Source organism: Microbacterium sp. EG9, assembly GCF_059759475.1.
The window spans coordinates 2,731,369-2,745,595 of record NZ_CM186217.1; the positions used below are offsets into that span (position 1 = coordinate 2,731,369).

Sequence of the window (14,227 nt, forward strand, 5' to 3'; positions counted from 1 at the left end):
CTCCAGGAGAGGACGACGATGCCCGAAGGACACCTCCTCGAGTTCCGTGACGTGACGAAGACATTCGGGGCGATCCGCGCGGTCGACTCCTTCTCGGCGCGTGTCGAGCCCGGACGCGTCACCGGTTTCCTCGGACCGAACGGCGCCGGCAAGACGACCTCGCTGCGGATCCTGCTCGGCCTGGTCCGCGCCACCTCGGGCAGCGCCACCATCGGCGGCACCCGCTACGCGGAGCTGCGTCACCCGCTGCAGACGGTCGGCGCCGCCCTGGAGGCGTCGAGCTTCCACCCCGGCCGCAGTGCCGCCGGGCATCTGACGGTGTCGGCGCAGGCGGCGGGCATCCCCGCCTCGCGCGTGGACGAGGTGCTGGGTCTCGTGGGTCTCGCCGACGCGGCCGGACGCAAGGTCGGCGGCTTCTCGCTCGGCATGCGCCAGCGACTCGGCCTCGCCGCCACGCTGCTGGGCGACCCGGGGGTGCTGGTGCTGGACGAGCCCGCCAACGGCCTCGACCCCGAGGGCATCAAGTGGCTCCGCGGCTTCCTCGCCCAGCTCGCCGCCGAGGGCCGCACCGTGCTGGTCTCCTCGCACATGCTCGCCGAGGTGCAGCAGACGGTGACGGCGCTGCTGATCATCTCCCACGGGCGCCTGGTCTACGAGGGCGACGTCGCGGGCCTGACCGACCCCGACGACGTGTCGACGGTGATCGATGCGCCCGACCGCGCCGCGCTCGCGGGCGCCCTGGATGCCGCGGGCATCGCGTACGCGCCGCTGCGGACCGGCTTCACGGTGCGCGGCCGCGAGCCCGTCGAGCTCGGGGCCGTCGCGGCCGCCGCCGGGGTCGCCCTGTCGGCGCTGCACCGCCGCGGACCCGCGCTGGAAGAGGTGTTCCTCGATCTCGTCAACGGCACACGCGTGCACGCCCCGCGACCGGACGTCGCGGCGGTATCCACGCCGGCATCCACGCCGGCGTCCGCTCCTCCCGTCGCCGCCGCCCCCGCTGCCGACGCCGAGTCGTGGGAGGAGCCGGCCGTCGACGACACGGAGTACGTGCACGCCGTCGAGGACGATCCGATCGAGGGGGACGTCTCCGACGATGCGGGCCACGACGAGGAAGGGGCGCACCGATGAGCATCGTGAACGCGACGCGGTCGGAGATGACGAAGCAGTTCACCACCGCGATGTGGTGGATCCTCGCCGCCGTCCTGCTCGCCTACGTCGGCGTGACCGCCGGTGGGCTCGCCGCCACCTTCGGTGCGCTCGCGACGGGCGCGCTCGACACGAGCGCCGCGAACACGCCCGCCCTTCCCGCGGACGTCGTCCCGCCGCTCGTGTACAGCCTGGCCACCTCGGTCGGGTACGTCTTCCCGCTGCTGATCGGCACCCTGCTGGTCACCAACGAGTTCCGCCACAAGACCCTCACCCCCACCTTCCTCGCCACGCCGCGGCGCGGCGTCGCGCTCGGCGGCAAGGTGATCGCGGGCGTGCTCATGGGGCTGCTGTACGCCGTGGTGGCCCTCCTGGCGGCCGTCGGCATCGGCGCGGGGGCGCTCGCGCTCGTCGGCGTCGACACCCGCCTCGGGGAGGGGGAGACCTGGGCGATGATCGCGCGGATGGTCGTGGCGTTCGTCCTCTGGGCGCTGATCGGGATCGGCGTGGGCACGCTGGTGCGCAACCAGGTCGCCGCCGTCGTCGGGGTGCTGGCGTTCACACAGTTCGTCGAGCCGATCCTGCGGACGGTGGCGGGCTTCGTCGACGGACTCTCGTCCGTCACGACCGCCCTGCCGGGAGCCGCCTCGGACGCGCTGGTCGGAGCGAGCATCTACACGAGCATCGGCGGCGCCGCCGGCTCGACGCTGACCTGGTGGGGCGGCGGACTGATCCTGCTGGCCTACGCCGTCGTCCTGCTCGGGCTCGGGTATCTCGTCAGCTGGCGGCGCGACGTCGCCTGAGCCGTCTCAGGCGCGGTCGGCGATCTCGGCGACGTCGACCGGGGCGTCGTCGCCGTCCAGGCGCAACGCCTGCACGAGAGCGAGGCCGTGGCGCGTGGTCAGCACGAGTCGCTCGAACTCGGCATCCGGCGCCAGGTCGACGACGACGGCGGGCCGGCGCCGGCGGACCACGACGAAGTCGCACCCGCTCGCCGAACGCCAGGTGCCCATGGCGACCGTCCCGCGCACGAGGGTGCCGGGGGCGGGCACGCCGCGCAGCCAGGTCCAGGCGTCGTCGGTCAGCTGCACCCTCAGGATGTGCGAACGGTCGACGCGGACGCTCTCCGATCGCCGTGACAGAGCGCGTTCGACGCCCGACAGCACGACCTCGAGCTGCGTCGCGTCCAGCAGCAGGGTCACCATGCCATCAGTCTGCCAGCGCCGCCATGTGCGGATGCTCACAGCACGGCAACGATCCGGTCTCGCCAGGCGATATCGTGAGGATTCGGCGGGGCAGACGCCCCGTCCGACCGCCAGCACGGAGCCCGCTATGCCACGATTCGACCTCGATCCCGACGCCCTCGAGACCTACCGCCCCGACGTGCGCGAGCCCGCGGACTTCGACGACTTCTGGTCGCGGACGCTCGCCGGCGCCCGGGCCGCGGGCGGCGAGGTGACGCTGGAGCCGGTCGAGACGGTGCTGACGACCATCGACGTGTTCGATGTGACCTTCCCCGGTTACGGAGGCGAGCCGGTCAAGGCCTGGCTGCGCGTTCCTCGCGGCGAGGCCGGGCCGCTGCCCACGGTCATCGAGTTCAACGGCTACGGCGGCGGCCGGGGGCTTCCGACGGAGCGGCTGGGCTGGGCCTCCTCCGGCTACGCGCACCTGTTCATGGACACCCGCGGCCAGGGCTCGACGTGGGGCTCCCCCGGTGCGACGCCCGATCCGCACGGCACGGGCCCGTCGACGAACGGGTTCATGACCCGCGGCATCGAGTCACCCGACGACTACTACTACCGTCGCGTCTTCACCGACGCCGTGCGCCTCATCGATGCCGCGCGCACGCTGACGATCGTCGACGCCGACCGCATCGCGGTGACGGGCGGAAGCCAGGGCGGCGGCATCACGCTCGCCGCCGCGGGCCTGAGCGACGGCCTCCTCGCCGTCATGCCCGACGTGCCCTTCCTCTGCCACTTCGAGCGCGCGATCGGCATGACCGACCGCGAGCCGTACCACGAGGTCGTGCGCTACCTCTCGGTGCACCGCGGCGCCAGCGCCGGCGTGTTCGAGACCCTGTCCTACTTCGACGGCGTCAACTTCGCGCGGCGCGTGAGCGCGCCGTCGCTGTTCTCGGTCGGGCTGCTCGATCCCGTCTGCCCGCCGTCGACCGTCTACGCGGCCTTCAACCACGTCGACCGCGACGACAAGCAGATGCGGGTCTACGACTTCAACGAGCACGAGGGCGGACAGGCGTTCCAGTGGGACGAGCAGGCGCTCTTCCTCGCGAGGCTCCTCGGCTGACGCCCGGCATCCGGGCGCCTCACGCCCGCCCGCTCAGAGGTGGAACTCGTCGTTGGCGTGCGGCAGGGGGAAGCTGGAAACGGCCGCGATGAGGCCGTCGACGGTCTGCTCGCGAGCGACCGCGCTGACGCCGAGCCCGACCTTGCGGGCATCCTTCGCGGTGCGCGGGCCGATCGCGGCGATGACGGTCGTGTCGGGGATCTCGGGGAACTGCAGCCGCACCTGCTCGGCCACCGAGCCGCTGCTGACGAGGATGGCGTTGATGCGGCCGTTCGCGACGTCGTGGGCGATGCGTTCGGTGACCGGCACGCCGACCGTGCGGTAGGCGACGACGCTGCGCACGTCGTGACCGGCCTCGGTGAGCCTGCGCGTCAAGACGGGCTTGGCGATCTCGCTGCGCAGGGTGAGGATGTGCCGCGGCTCGGGCTCGAGATCGATGAGCTGGCCGGCCATCCCGGCGGCGGAGTTGTCATCGTCGGGCACCAGGTCGACGCGGTACCCGACCGCACTGAGTGCGGCCGCCGTGGTCTCGCCGACCGCGGCCACGCGCGTGGTCGCCGGGATGACGGCGCGGTACGCGTACAGGACGTCGACCGTCGTCGCGCTCGTGAGGGTGACCCAGTCGAACGCGCCGGCGGCGAGGTCGGCGAGGGCCGTCTCGAGGGTGGCCTGGTCGGTCGACGGGGCGAAGTTGATGAGGGGGGCGATCACCGGCACGGCACCCTGGGAACGCAACGTCGCGGCCACGGAGTCGCCCCACGGTCCACCGCGGGGCACGAGCACTCGCCACCCCTTGAGCGGCTTGGCGGCGTGCGGGTCAGGGATCATGCTCGACTCTCGTGATGCTCAGTCGGGACACACGGTTTCGCGCGTCCGGCAACGACGGGGCGTGCACGCGCGAACGCCAAGGCTGCGCGGCTCGGGTCGTCGTTGCCGGCAGCTTGCGCACCATTGCCGCTGCCTGAGACACGAGCATACCCCGGGGCGCGGGACGCGCGGACACGGGTTGACAGCGCCTCGCCGACACGCAATATCGCGCGCGTGCGGGCGTCGCGCGGGGTCAGCGGGTGTAGGCGCGGACGATGCCCCACACCGTGAGCCCCACCAGCGCGGCGGCTCCCAGCACGGCGGCGGTCGCCGGAGCGGGCTTGCGGCGGGCGAACCGGCGGGCGTCGCCGACCGCGCGGTCGGCGGCGTTCGCGACCCGCTTCGGGACGTTCGCCTTCTCCTCGATCGCGGCGAGGGCGGCCTTGAGCTCGGCGCGGGCGCTCTCCACCGGGTCGGTGATCCCGAGGGCGACCGCAGTGCGCGGAATGGGCTGGTCAGAACTCATCGGCCACGTCCTTCACGATGCGCGCGTCGACCTTCACGGCGTCGACGGGGTTGGTCGAGCGGCTCAGATGCTTGAACCGCAGGAGTCCGAGCCAGGCGAACACGGCCGCTCCCACGAGGGCGATCACCACGACGATGAGGCTCGCGAGCCACGCGGGCATCCACGACGACAGCCCGATGATGGCGAACGCGGCCAGTGCCGGCAGCGACCAGAAGAGGAAGAAGAGCGCGACGATGAACCAGACGCCGCCCATGCCGGCATCCTTGCCCGCCTTCTTCGCCCAGTTCTTCGCCGAGTCGACCTCGGCGACGACGAGGTTGCGGACGAGCTCGGGGACCTCGCCGACGAGTGTCAGCAGGCTGTCGTCGGAGCGATCGCGGAACCCTCGGGATGCGGCCATCTCAGTCGCCCGCCACCTTCTTGGCCTCGCTCTTCGCGTCGGCGACGGCCTTGTCGGCCGCCTTCTTGACCTCGGCCGCCGTCTTCTCCGCCCCGCGCGCGACGTCGTCGGCCGACGCGCGCCCCGCCTTCAGCGCGGAATCGAGCTTCTGTCCGGGGGTCGAGCCCTTGCCGGCCGCGCGGGTGACCTTGACGGCCCCGTCCCACAACGCGCTCGGCAGGGCGAGGGCGGCGCTCTTTCCGAGCTCCTTCGCCTTGACGACCTGCTTCTGCACCGGCGGGGTGTTCCAGAGCTTGAGGGACGCCGCCTTGATCTGCTCGTAGCGCTCACGCCCGGCGCGGGAGCCGAGTACGTAGCCTGCGGCGAGTCCCACGACGATCCCGATCTTGCCCCTCATGGCGTCTCCTCGTGTTCGAGCCCGTGGTGCTTCGTTCCTCCAGGGTAGCCCCATATTCCGATTCCGGCATCCGATCGGTGCGGGGCTGTCCCGCGGGGGCGCGCTGTGCTAGGGCCGGCCCCACAGAACATCGTGGCGGACGCGCTCGACCTCGTCGATCGTGTCGGCGACGACGCTCGAGATGCCGCCTCCGGCCAGGTCCTCCCCGACCGCGACGATGCGCCCGAGCGGCGCGATGCGGGCGCGCAGGGCGGCCGCACGCTCGGCGTGGCCGAGCGTCGACGACGGCGGCGCGAGGAACGCGGTGCGCTGCGCACTCGCCCGGATCGCGCCGATGCCCGGCCACAGCCGCGTGAGGTCGCGCGCCGCGAGAGCCAAGGGGTCATCGCCGCCCTGGTCGGGATCGACGGTAACGCGGAAGACGCGCCGCGTGGGGCCGGACGCGGCACGCACGCTCGGCCAGGCGGCGCCGGCGTCGATGACGGATGCCGCGGCCATTGCGCCCGGCACCGGGTACACGGTCGCCGGGCCGGCGGCGCTGGTGCCGGCATCCATCACGAGGGTGACGACCTCGCGGGCGGGGCGGGCGGGGGCATCGAGCGTGACGCCGAGCGGGGCGAGCAGGGTCGACGCGGCGGGCGCACCGGCCGCGAGGACGACGATGTCGGCGGGCAGCGGCTGAGGGACGCCGTCGTCGCCCCGATCGACGGCGTCATCGCCGCCGTCGACGTGGACGAGCCAGCCCGTCTCGGTGCGGGAGAGCGCGGTGACCGCGTGCCCGACGCGGATGTCGGCGTCGAGGGTGAGCAGCCGCTCGGCGAGCGCCTGGACGAGGCGGCCCATGCCGCCGCGCAGGGTGGCCCTGCGGGCCCGGGGCGGCTCGGCGCCGTCCTCCGACCGTGCCGGGAGAAGCTGGTCGACGGCGCCGCCGAGCGAACCCGCCCGCGTCAGCGCTGCGCTGAGGCCGGGCACCGCGAGGTCGACGTCGATCTCGTCGGGGTCGACTCCCCAGGTGCCGATCGTGAGGGGGGCCACGAGCCGGTCGCGGATGCGCGCTCCCATCCGTGTACGCACGAGGGCGCCCAGGCGACGCTCGCGGCCGATCGTCAGCGGAGGCCGCAGGCGGTCCAGGTAGGCCCGCCAGACGCCCGCGCTTCCCACGAGGCGGCGCACGGCCGGCGCCCACACGTTGGCGGGGATGCCGGCGCGGTTCGCGGGCAGCGGCACGATGTGCAGACCGTCACCGGCCGCGACGGCGACGGCGACGCTCTCGTCGGCCGCGGGCTCGACGTCGGCGCGCAGCTCGAGCTGGTCGATCAGGTCGGCGAGGGCGGGGGCGGAGAGCGAGAACACCTCGGCGGCCAGGTCGATGTCGATCCCGTCGAGCGTCGCGGTCTCGATGGCTCCACCCACGCGGGTGCCGGCTTCGAGGAGGACGACCGGCATCCCGATGCGCGCGCACTCCCACGCGGCCGTCAGGCCGGCGATCCCCCCACCGACGACGACCACGCGGGTGGCGCGGGCACGGTCGGCGAGGGTGGGTTCGGCGCGCTCGGACACGTCCCCATCCTCCCATCCCGTCTGCGCCGGGGCGCCCGCGCACGACGTGACCCGTGCGTGGTGCTCAGAACGGTGGTGGGTCCTCGGTGTGCGGCACGAATCGGACGCGTCCGGGTGGGTGGTCGTGGTAGTGGCGTCCCGTGGGTGAGGTCCATTCGAGGGTGCCGCCGCCGAGGTGTCGGACCTGCCAGGCGGTGTGGTGCTTGACGGTGTGGTGGCGGCGGCACAGGTGGGCGAGGTTGTCGGGTGCTGTGGGGCCGCCGTCTGCGGCTGCGGTGGTGTGGTCTCGGTCGCAGCGGTGGGTGGGGCGGGTGCAGCCGGGGGTGCGGCAGCGTTCATCCCGTGCAGCGAGGTAACGGCGGATCTCGGCGGACGGCCGGTACCGGTCCACGGCGACGGGGATGCCGGTGGCCGGGTCGGTGAACACCCGATCCCACCCGGGGGCCAGGGCGGCCAGGCGTCGGGCGATCGTCGGGTCGATGGGGCCGTACCCGGTCAGGATCGCCGGGCCTCCGTCGGGGTCGCCGGCGAGGGTCAGCGCGGGCACGGTGACCTGGATTCGTGCGGTGATGGCGTCGAGGCCGGCGCCGGTCACGGTCGTGGACGGGGTGCTCGTGAGGAGCAGGTCACTGAACACGTCCGCGCGGACCTGATCGAGCGTGCGAGCATCCGTCCCGCCGGTGGGACCGGTCCGCAGACACTCAGCACCCGCATCGCCGCCGCCTACGTCGCCGCCATCAGCATCGTCGTGACCACCGTCGCCGTCGGGATCACCGTCAGCCGGCTGGTCGAGGATGCCGCGGGCACGGTTCGTGAGGCTGTCGTGGATCGCCTGGGCGAGCGGGGCGGGAAGATCCGCGATCAACCGCGCCATCCCGTCGTCGAGGGGGAACAGACGCACCGACCGGGAGTCGTACGCGCGGCGGGCGGCCTCGGTGAACGCCGCGGGATCGATCGTCGCCGCGATCGCCTTCGCGGCCGCCGCCATCCGGGCCGGTGACTCCGACTGCGCGACATCCAGAGCGAGGGCCTCGAATCGGGCGCGGTCGGCCTCGGTGCGCAGCAGCCCGCCCGTACGACCGATCGCCCACGCGTGACCGGCATCGATCCGACCCTGCCCCCAGATCTCCAGCGTGGTCGGGAACTGCTCGCGCAGCAGGTACGCCTCCGACATCCGTCGCTGCACACCCCGATCCGACACCCGGAGTGCCATCGCGAGCTCCAACGCGACTTCCCGCAACGGCAGATCAGCCTCACCCGACCCCACCGACCGTCCCTGCTGCAGCGCCTCCTGACGCAGCAGCGCCACCCGATCCGCGACAACATCGACCGCCGCCGCGCACAACCGCGCCTCCGCCGCCTGCGCCCGCGCCGCACGACGGCGCGCATCGACGACGCCGGACACCAGCACGTCCAACGCCGGCCACACCGATCCCGGCGATCCCGGCGCCTCCACCACAGCGCGCATGACTCCCCCACCGGCACACGCCGGAGAACACGACCCGCATCACGACGGGGGCACGCACGGGGCTTCTTCATCCCAGTATAGAACAAATCTTCGAGTTCCGCACGCAGGAACGCGGGAGCGCGGACCTAGAGTGGAGCCGTGCGGCTCACCTACTTCGGCGGTCCGGCGTGGGATGCCGGCCCCCTGCCGGCGCGCGGACGCGGGCAGGAGGGACTTCTCTTCCGTCTCGCCGTCGACGCGGGCGCCGTCGTGTCGGTGCGGGCGCTGGCCGACGACCTCTGGTCGTTGGATGCGCCCGACGACCCGCGCGCCGCGCTGCAGTCCCTCGTCTCGAGGCTGCGCCGCGCCCTCGGGGCCGCGACGATCGCGTCGGTGTCGGGCGGCTACCGCCTCACGATCGGCCGAGACGAGATCGATCTCACACGCTTCCAGGATCTCGTGTCGGAGGCCCGGGCCGCGGGCGACCCCGCCGCGGCGGCCGCGCTCGCACGCCGAGCGATCGCCCTCTGGGTGGGCGATCCGTGGGTGCCGGACGGGTTCGACTGGGCCCTGCGCGACCTCCTCGAAGACCGCGCCCACGCGGAGCGCCTCGTCGCCGCGGACGCCGCCGCGGCCGCCGCCGCACCGGACGCCGAAGCCCCCGCCGCCTCCCGTGCGCCCGCCGTGCCGGCGGCGCTGACGCCGCTGATCGGCCGCGGCGACGAGCTGACGACCATCGCGGCGCAGCTGCGCGCGGAGCGGCTCGTCACCGTCATCGGTCCCGGCGGCGCCGGCAAGACCACGCTCGCCCTGGAGACGGCGCGCCGAACGCCCGACACGCTCTTCGTCGAGCTCGCTCCGGCCGCGGCGGCCGAGATCTGGGCGGCCATCGCGGCGTCCGCCGGCCGCGGCATCCGGCTCGGCGAGACCCCGCCGCGTCGCGAGGAGAGCGACCGCGACCGCGTCGTCGACGCCCTGCGCGGCCGCGACGTGCTCGTGGTGCTCGACAACTGCGAGCATGTCAGCGCGGCCGCGGCGGCCGTCGCGCGAGATCTGCTGGCCGCCCTGCCCGCGGCGCGGATCCTCGCGACGAGCCGCGAACCCCTGGGCGTGCCCGGCGAGGCGTTCGTCGCGCTGGGACCGCTGCCCGACGCCGACGCCGTCGAGCTCTTCGAGCGGCGCGTGCGTGCCGCGCGCGGCACGCCGCCCGACGCCGCCGAGGCGGAGACCACCGCGCGCATCGTCCATCGGCTCGACGGGCTCCCGCTCGCGCTCGAGCTGGCGGCGGCGAAGGCCCGCACGCTCACCCTCGCGGAGATCGACTCCGGCCTCGACGACCGGTTCGCTCTCCTGGGCTCGGGGCCTCGCGTCGCCGATCCGCGGCACCAGACCCTGCGCGCCCTGATCGACTGGAGCTGGGAGCCGCTGCCCACGGACGAGCGGACGGCGCTGACGGCGGCATCCGTCTTCGCGGACGGCGTCGGCGTGCGGGATGCCGCCGCCGTCGCCGCGGCGTTCGGAACGCGACCCGAGGCGTTCGACGCCCTCGTGGACCGCTCCCTGCTGACGCGCACGCACGGGCGGTTCCGCCTGCTGGAGACCGTTCGCGAGTACGGCCGCGAGCGTCTGCGCGCGGACGGCCGCGAGCGCGAGGCGCAGATCGCCGCCGCGCGCGTGCTCGCGGCGCTCGGCGCCCAGCACGAGCAGCAGCTGCGCGGGCCTGGGGTGCGCGACGGGCTCGCCTGGTTCGACGAGAACGACGAGTCGCTGTCCGCCGCGATCCGGCTCACCCAGACCGACCCCGACCTCGGCGACCTCGGCCGGTCGCTCGTGCGCGCGACCGTGTGGCCGTTCTTCATGCGTGAGCGGTTCGGCGAGCTGCGTGGCGCGATCGAGCGGGTCGCGCACGCCGACGGCGTCCCCGAGAGCGAGGCGGCCGTCGTGCTCGACGCGCTGCTGCTCATGATCCCCTCCTTCACGGTGGCGGCCTCCGCCGATCCGCTCCCTCCCGCCGAGGTGGACCGCTTCGCCCGCCGCGCCGCCGAGATCTCGACGGGCGCCGCCCGGCACCCCTCCGAGCTGTCCCTCGCCGTCGCCGCCCTCCTGCGGGCGGCGTCGCGCTCGCTCATCGAGAGCGGCGGCCGCCGCATCCGGTCGTGGAACTTCTCGGCCCACGACGAGGCCGCCGCCGATGCGCCGCCTTGGACGCACGCCTTCCTGGCCGTGCTCGACGCGGCATCCGCGCAGAACAGCGGCGACATCGCGACCCTCGAGACGGCGAGCGCCCGGGCCCTGCGGATGTTCGAAGACCTGCAGGATCCGTGGGGCCTGGCGCTGGCGAGCCAGCTGCGCTCCGAGTGGCTCGTGCTGCAGGGCCGCCTCGACGAGGCGCTCGCGGTGTCGGACGCGGCGGCGGAGGGGTTGGCGGGCCTCACCTCGATCTGGGACGTCATCCAGCAGAGTTCGCTCACCCTCGGCATCCTGGCGCGGCTCGGACGCTTCGACGAGGCCCAGCAGCGCCTGGAGGAGGTGCGACGCCTCGCCGAGCTCGACGGATCCAGTCGTGCGCTGTTCCAGTACCACTCGACGGCCGCCTCGCTCGCGATCGCCGCCGAGGATGCGGAGGCGACGCTTCGCCATCTGGAGGCCATCCCCGCCGCCGCGATCGGCGACCCGCAGCCGCAGCTGCAGGCCTGGGCGGGTGCCCGCCGCGCCCAGGGGCTGCTGCTGCTCGGACGGACGGACGAGGCGCGCGACGCCTTGCGCGAGACCCTGCCGGTCGCCTTCGCCGCCGACGATCAGCCGATCGCCGCCGACGTGGTGCTCGCGACGGCGGCGTGGCTCGCCGCGGTCGGCCGCACGGATGCCGCGCGGCGGGCGTTCGCGGCATCCGTGCGTCTGCGCGGCGGCGCCGACGTCACCGACCCCGCCTTCGCGCGGCTGCGCGCCGTGCTGGGCGATCCCGATCCGGCACTGCCGCTGCGCGACGCAGAGGACGGCGGCGAGGACGTGGATGCCCTCGCCGCCTTCCTCGACTGACCCCGCGGTCGGTCAGGCCTTGCGCATGTAGGCGCGCACCGTGAGGGGCGCGAACACCGCGACGATGACCGCAGCCCCCACCAGCGAGGTCCAGAAGTCCGTCCCGATGGTGCCCGCGTTGGCCAGGTCGCGCACCGCCGTGACCAGGTGCGAGATCGGGTTGATGCTCGCGAACCAGGCCAGCGGCGCGGGCAGCGAGTCGATCGGCACGTAGGCGTTCGACAGGAACGTCAGCGGGAACAGGATCAGCATCGAGATGCCCTGCACGCTGGAGGCGGTGCGGGCGACGACCCCGAAGAAGGCGAAGATCCAGCTGATCGCCCACGAGCAGGCGATCACCAGCAGTCCCGCCGCGACCACGGCCCCGAGGCCTCCGGCCGGACGGTAGCCCATGAGGAAGCCGACCACGAACGTGATGGTCGTGGCGATCGCGTAGCGGAGGGTGTCGGCCAGCAGGGCGCCCGACAGCGGGGCGATGCGGGCGATCGGCAACGACCGGAACCGGTCGAAGACGCCCTTGTCCATGTCCTCGCGCAGCTGCGTGCCGGTGACGACGGAGGTCGTGATGACGGTCTGGACCAGGATGCCGGGAATCAGCGCCGGTAGGTAGCTCTCGACGTTTCCGGCGATCGCCCCGCCGAAGATGTAGGCGAACATCAGCGTGAAGATGATCGGCTGCACCGTCACGTCGACGAGCTGCTCGGGCGTGCGGCGGATCTTCACGAGCCCGCGGTAGGCCATGGTCAGGGTGTTCTCGACCGTCTGGCGCAGGCTCGTGCGGTTCGACAGGCGACGCTCGGATGCCGGGGTGATGGGGGTCAGGGCGATCGGGGTCGGGGTGATGGTGGTCATGCGCGGACCTCCGTGGTGGCGGCGTTGGCGGTGGGGGCGTCGGCGGACGCGGGGTCGGTGGCCGCGGCATCCGCCGGTCGGCCGGTGATGGTGAGGAACACCTCGTCGAGCGTCGGCTTCTGCACGCTCATCTCGGTGAGGTGGATGCCGGCCTCGCGCAGGGTGATGAGCAGGTCGGCGACCCGGTCGGGGTCGGCCATCGGCGCCGTGATGCGCGCGGCCTCCGGCGACAGCGCGCCGCGCACGCCGAGCACCTGCGCGATCGCGCGGAGGGCGTCGTCGGTGTCGGCGGCGTCGGCGAGCCGCAGGATCAGCGAGGAGGTGCCGACCGACGCCTTGAGGTCGTCGGCGGTGCCCTCGGCGACGACCCGGCCGTGATCGATCACGGCGATCCGGTCGGCCAGCTGGTCGGCCTCGTCGAGGTATTGCGTCGTGAGCACGACGGTGGATCCCGTCGCGACCAGCTCGCGGATGGTGTCCCACATCTGTCCGCGCGTGCGCGGGTCGAGGCCCGTCGTCGGCTCGTCGAGGAAGATGAGCGGCGGCTGCGCCAGGAGGGATGCCGCGAGGTCGAGCCGGCGCCGCATGCCGCCGGAGAACTTCTTGAGCGGCCGGCGTGCGGCATCCGTCAGGGCGAAGCGCTCGAGCAGGTCGGCCGCCTTGCTCTTCGCCTCGGCGCGGGACAGGCCCAGCAGCCGGCCGAAGATCATGAGGTTCTCCGTCGCCGACAGCGTCTCGTCGACCGAGGCGAACTGGCCGGTGACGCCGATGAGCTGGCGCACGACGTTCGGCTCGCGCATCACGTCGTGGCCGAAGATCTCAGCGCGGCCGCCGTCGGGACGCAGGAGCGTGGCGAGCATGTTGATGGTGGTGGTCTTGCCGGCGCCGTTGGGGCCGAGCACACCGTAGACCGTGCCGGCCTCGACCGTCAGGTCGACGCCGTCCACGGCCCGGTTGTCGCCGAAGACCTTCACGAGGCCTTCGGCGCGCACCGCGAGGGTGGGTGTGGAAGTGGAGGAAGTGGTCATGTCATCCACTGTGCGCCGCAGGCGCTGCCGCCCCGCTGTCACGAGCAGGATGGCGCTGTCACGGCGCTGTCACGGTGCGTCTGCGGGTGACACACTCGATGTATGAGCCTGCACATCACCGACGACCCGGCCGCCGACACCCTGCTCACCGACAACCCGCTCGCGCTGCTGATCGGCATGCTGCTCGACCAGCAGGTGGCGATGGAGACGGCGTTCAGCGGCCCGTTGAAGATCGAGGAGCGCATCGGCGCCGTGGATGCCGCCACCATCGCCGGCTACGACCCGGACGCGCTCGTCGCCGCCTTCCAGCAGTCGCCGGCGGTGCACCGCTACCCCGGGTCGATGGCGGGTCGGGTGCAGACCCTCTGCCGCACCCTCGAGCAGGACTGGGGCGGGGATGCCGCGGCGCTGTGGACCGAGGGCGACCCCGACGGCCCCACCGTGCTGAAGCGGCTGAAGGCGCTGCCGGGCTTCGGCGAGCAGAAGGCCAAGATCTTCCTCGCCCTGCTCGGCAAGCAGTACGGCTTCACGGGCGCCGGATGGCGCGAGGCGGCCGGAGCCTACGGCGAGGAGGGGTCGTACCGGTCGGTCGCGGACATCGTCTCGCCCGACTCGCTCGCCAAGGTCCGCGAGTTCAAGAAGGCGGCGAAGGCCGCGGCGAAGGGCTGAGGCGTCGCGGCCGGGAGGAAGAACCCCGGCCGTTGAGCGAGCGCAGCGAGTC

14 protein-coding genes are annotated in these 14,227 nt (G+C 73.4%); 5 read left to right on the top strand and 9 right to left on the bottom strand.

Features of this window, described 5'->3' with window-relative positions; translation table 11 throughout:
• Window positions 1-51: 51 nt before the first annotated feature.
• Window positions 52-1,128, top strand: coding sequence for an ATP-binding cassette domain-containing protein (locus tag AC6CQV_RS12805; protein WP_498259670.1), 1,077 nt, complete (start codon window positions 52-54; stop codon window positions 1,126-1,128).
• On the top strand, window positions 1,125-1,949 hold the full coding sequence (locus AC6CQV_RS12810; protein ID WP_498259671.1) for an ABC transporter permease: 825 nt from the start codon (window positions 1,125-1,127) through the stop codon (window positions 1,947-1,949). Before AC6CQV_RS12805 ends, AC6CQV_RS12810 begins: the two co-directional genes overlap by 4 nt.
• Window positions 1,950-1,955: 6 nt before the next feature.
• Here AC6CQV_RS12810 and AC6CQV_RS12815 read toward each other — a convergent pair whose 3' ends face one another.
• Window positions 1,956-2,351, bottom strand: a complete 396-nt coding sequence (locus AC6CQV_RS12815) for a hypothetical protein (protein ID WP_082808084.1) — start codon at window positions 2,349-2,351, stop codon at window positions 1,956-1,958.
• Window positions 2,352-2,478: 127 nt separating this feature from the next.
• Here AC6CQV_RS12815 and AC6CQV_RS12820 point away from each other — a divergent pair, with 127 nt between their 5' ends.
• On the top strand, window positions 2,479-3,450 hold the full coding sequence (locus AC6CQV_RS12820; RefSeq protein ID WP_205282104.1) for an acetylxylan esterase: 972 nt from the start codon (window positions 2,479-2,481) through the stop codon (window positions 3,448-3,450).
• 33 nt (window positions 3,451-3,483) lie between these two features.
• Here the strand turns inward: AC6CQV_RS12820 and AC6CQV_RS12825 are convergent, their stop codons facing one another.
• The 6 genes from AC6CQV_RS12825 to AC6CQV_RS12850 all read right to left on the bottom strand — a co-directional run bounded on the left by AC6CQV_RS12825 (window position 3,484) and on the right by AC6CQV_RS12850 (window position 8,608).
• Entirely contained in the window at window positions 3,484-4,278 is a 795-nt protein-coding gene (locus tag AC6CQV_RS12825) for a uroporphyrinogen-III synthase (protein WP_060959275.1), read from the bottom strand.
• A gap of 232 nt (window positions 4,279-4,510) precedes the next feature.
• Window positions 4,511-4,783 (bottom strand): hypothetical protein, encoded by a 273-nt coding sequence (locus AC6CQV_RS12830; RefSeq protein ID WP_101305407.1) that lies wholly within the window; start codon window positions 4,781-4,783, stop codon window positions 4,511-4,513.
• Entirely contained in the window at window positions 4,773-5,183 is a 411-nt protein-coding gene (locus AC6CQV_RS12835) for a phage holin family protein (RefSeq protein WP_060959273.1), read from the bottom strand. The genes AC6CQV_RS12830 and AC6CQV_RS12835 overlap by 11 nt, the downstream gene beginning before the upstream one ends.
• A 1-nt stretch (window position 5,184) precedes the next feature.
• Window positions 5,185-5,580 (bottom strand): hypothetical protein, encoded by a 396-nt coding sequence (locus AC6CQV_RS12840; RefSeq protein ID WP_060959272.1) that lies wholly within the window; start codon window positions 5,578-5,580, stop codon window positions 5,185-5,187.
• A gap of 108 nt (window positions 5,581-5,688) precedes the next feature.
• The gene (locus tag AC6CQV_RS12845; RefSeq protein WP_498259672.1) at window positions 5,689-7,140 is read right to left on the bottom strand and encodes a protoporphyrinogen/coproporphyrinogen oxidase; all 1,452 of its coding nucleotides are present in this window, start codon (window positions 7,138-7,140) and stop codon (window positions 5,689-5,691) included.
• 64 nt (window positions 7,141-7,204) lie between these two features.
• The gene (locus tag AC6CQV_RS12850; RefSeq protein ID WP_498259673.1) at window positions 7,205-8,608 is read right to left on the bottom strand and encodes an HNH endonuclease signature motif containing protein; all 1,404 of its coding nucleotides are present in this window, start codon (window positions 8,606-8,608) and stop codon (window positions 7,205-7,207) included.
• A 138-nt stretch (window positions 8,609-8,746) separates the two neighbouring features.
• Between AC6CQV_RS12850 and AC6CQV_RS12855 the strand changes: the two genes are divergently transcribed.
• Window positions 8,747-11,626, top strand: coding sequence for an ATP-binding protein (locus AC6CQV_RS12855; protein WP_498259674.1), 2,880 nt, complete (start codon window positions 8,747-8,749; stop codon window positions 11,624-11,626).
• Window positions 11,627-11,638: 12 nt separating this feature from the next.
• On the opposite strand, the gene AC6CQV_RS12860 is transcribed toward AC6CQV_RS12855, so the two are convergent.
• Both AC6CQV_RS12860 and AC6CQV_RS12865 read right to left on the bottom strand, forming a co-directional pair.
• The gene (locus tag AC6CQV_RS12860; RefSeq protein WP_174524672.1) at window positions 11,639-12,478 is read right to left on the bottom strand and encodes an ABC transporter permease; all 840 of its coding nucleotides are present in this window, start codon (window positions 12,476-12,478) and stop codon (window positions 11,639-11,641) included.
• Window positions 12,475-13,506 (bottom strand): ATP-binding cassette domain-containing protein, encoded by a 1,032-nt coding sequence (locus AC6CQV_RS12865; RefSeq protein WP_198553666.1) that lies wholly within the window; start codon window positions 13,504-13,506, stop codon window positions 12,475-12,477. Before AC6CQV_RS12865 ends, AC6CQV_RS12860 begins: the two co-directional genes overlap by 4 nt.
• Window positions 13,507-13,608: 102 nt before the next feature.
• Between AC6CQV_RS12865 and AC6CQV_RS12870 the strand changes: the two genes are divergently transcribed.
• Window positions 13,609-14,175 carry an HhH-GPD-type base excision DNA repair protein gene (locus tag AC6CQV_RS12870; protein ID WP_492491053.1) on the top strand — a complete coding sequence of 189 codons (567 nt, stop codon included), beginning with the start codon at window positions 13,609-13,611 and terminating at the stop codon, window positions 14,173-14,175.
• The last annotated feature ends 52 nt before the right edge of the window (window positions 14,176-14,227 follow it).

What these genes read in the sequence shown, in the direction of transcription:
- AC6CQV_RS12810 (WP_498259671.1), top strand. Translation starts at nt 1,125, where the DNA reads ATGAGCATCGTGAACGCGACGCGGTCGGAGATGACGAAGCAGTTCACC.
- AC6CQV_RS12815 (WP_082808084.1), bottom strand. Translation starts at nt 2,351, where the DNA reads ATGGTGACCCTGCTGCTGGACGCGACGCAGCTCGAGGTCGTGCTGTCG.
- AC6CQV_RS12820 (WP_205282104.1), top strand. Translation starts at nt 2,479, where the DNA reads ATGCCACGATTCGACCTCGATCCCGACGCCCTCGAGACCTACCGCCCC.
- AC6CQV_RS12825 (WP_060959275.1), bottom strand. Translation starts at nt 4,278, where the DNA reads ATGATCCCTGACCCGCACGCCGCCAAGCCGCTCAAGGGGTGGCGAGTG.
- AC6CQV_RS12830 (WP_101305407.1), bottom strand. Translation starts at nt 4,783, where the DNA reads ATGAGTTCTGACCAGCCCATTCCGCGCACTGCGGTCGCCCTCGGGATC.
- AC6CQV_RS12835 (WP_060959273.1), bottom strand. Translation starts at nt 5,183, where the DNA reads ATGGCCGCATCCCGAGGGTTCCGCGATCGCTCCGACGACAGCCTGCTG.
- AC6CQV_RS12840 (WP_060959272.1), bottom strand. Translation starts at nt 5,580, where the DNA reads ATGAGGGGCAAGATCGGGATCGTCGTGGGACTCGCCGCAGGCTACGTA.
- AC6CQV_RS12850 (WP_498259673.1), bottom strand. Translation starts at nt 8,608, where the DNA reads ATGCGCGCTGTGGTGGAGGCGCCGGGATCGCCGGGATCGGTGTGGCCG.
- AC6CQV_RS12860 (WP_174524672.1), bottom strand. Translation starts at nt 12,478, where the DNA reads ATGACCACCATCACCCCGACCCCGATCGCCCTGACCCCCATCACCCCG.
- AC6CQV_RS12865 (WP_198553666.1), bottom strand. Translation starts at nt 13,506, where the DNA reads ATGACCACTTCCTCCACTTCCACACCCACCCTCGCGGTGCGCGCCGAA.
- AC6CQV_RS12870 (WP_492491053.1), top strand. Translation starts at nt 13,609, where the DNA reads ATGAGCCTGCACATCACCGACGACCCGGCCGCCGACACCCTGCTCACC.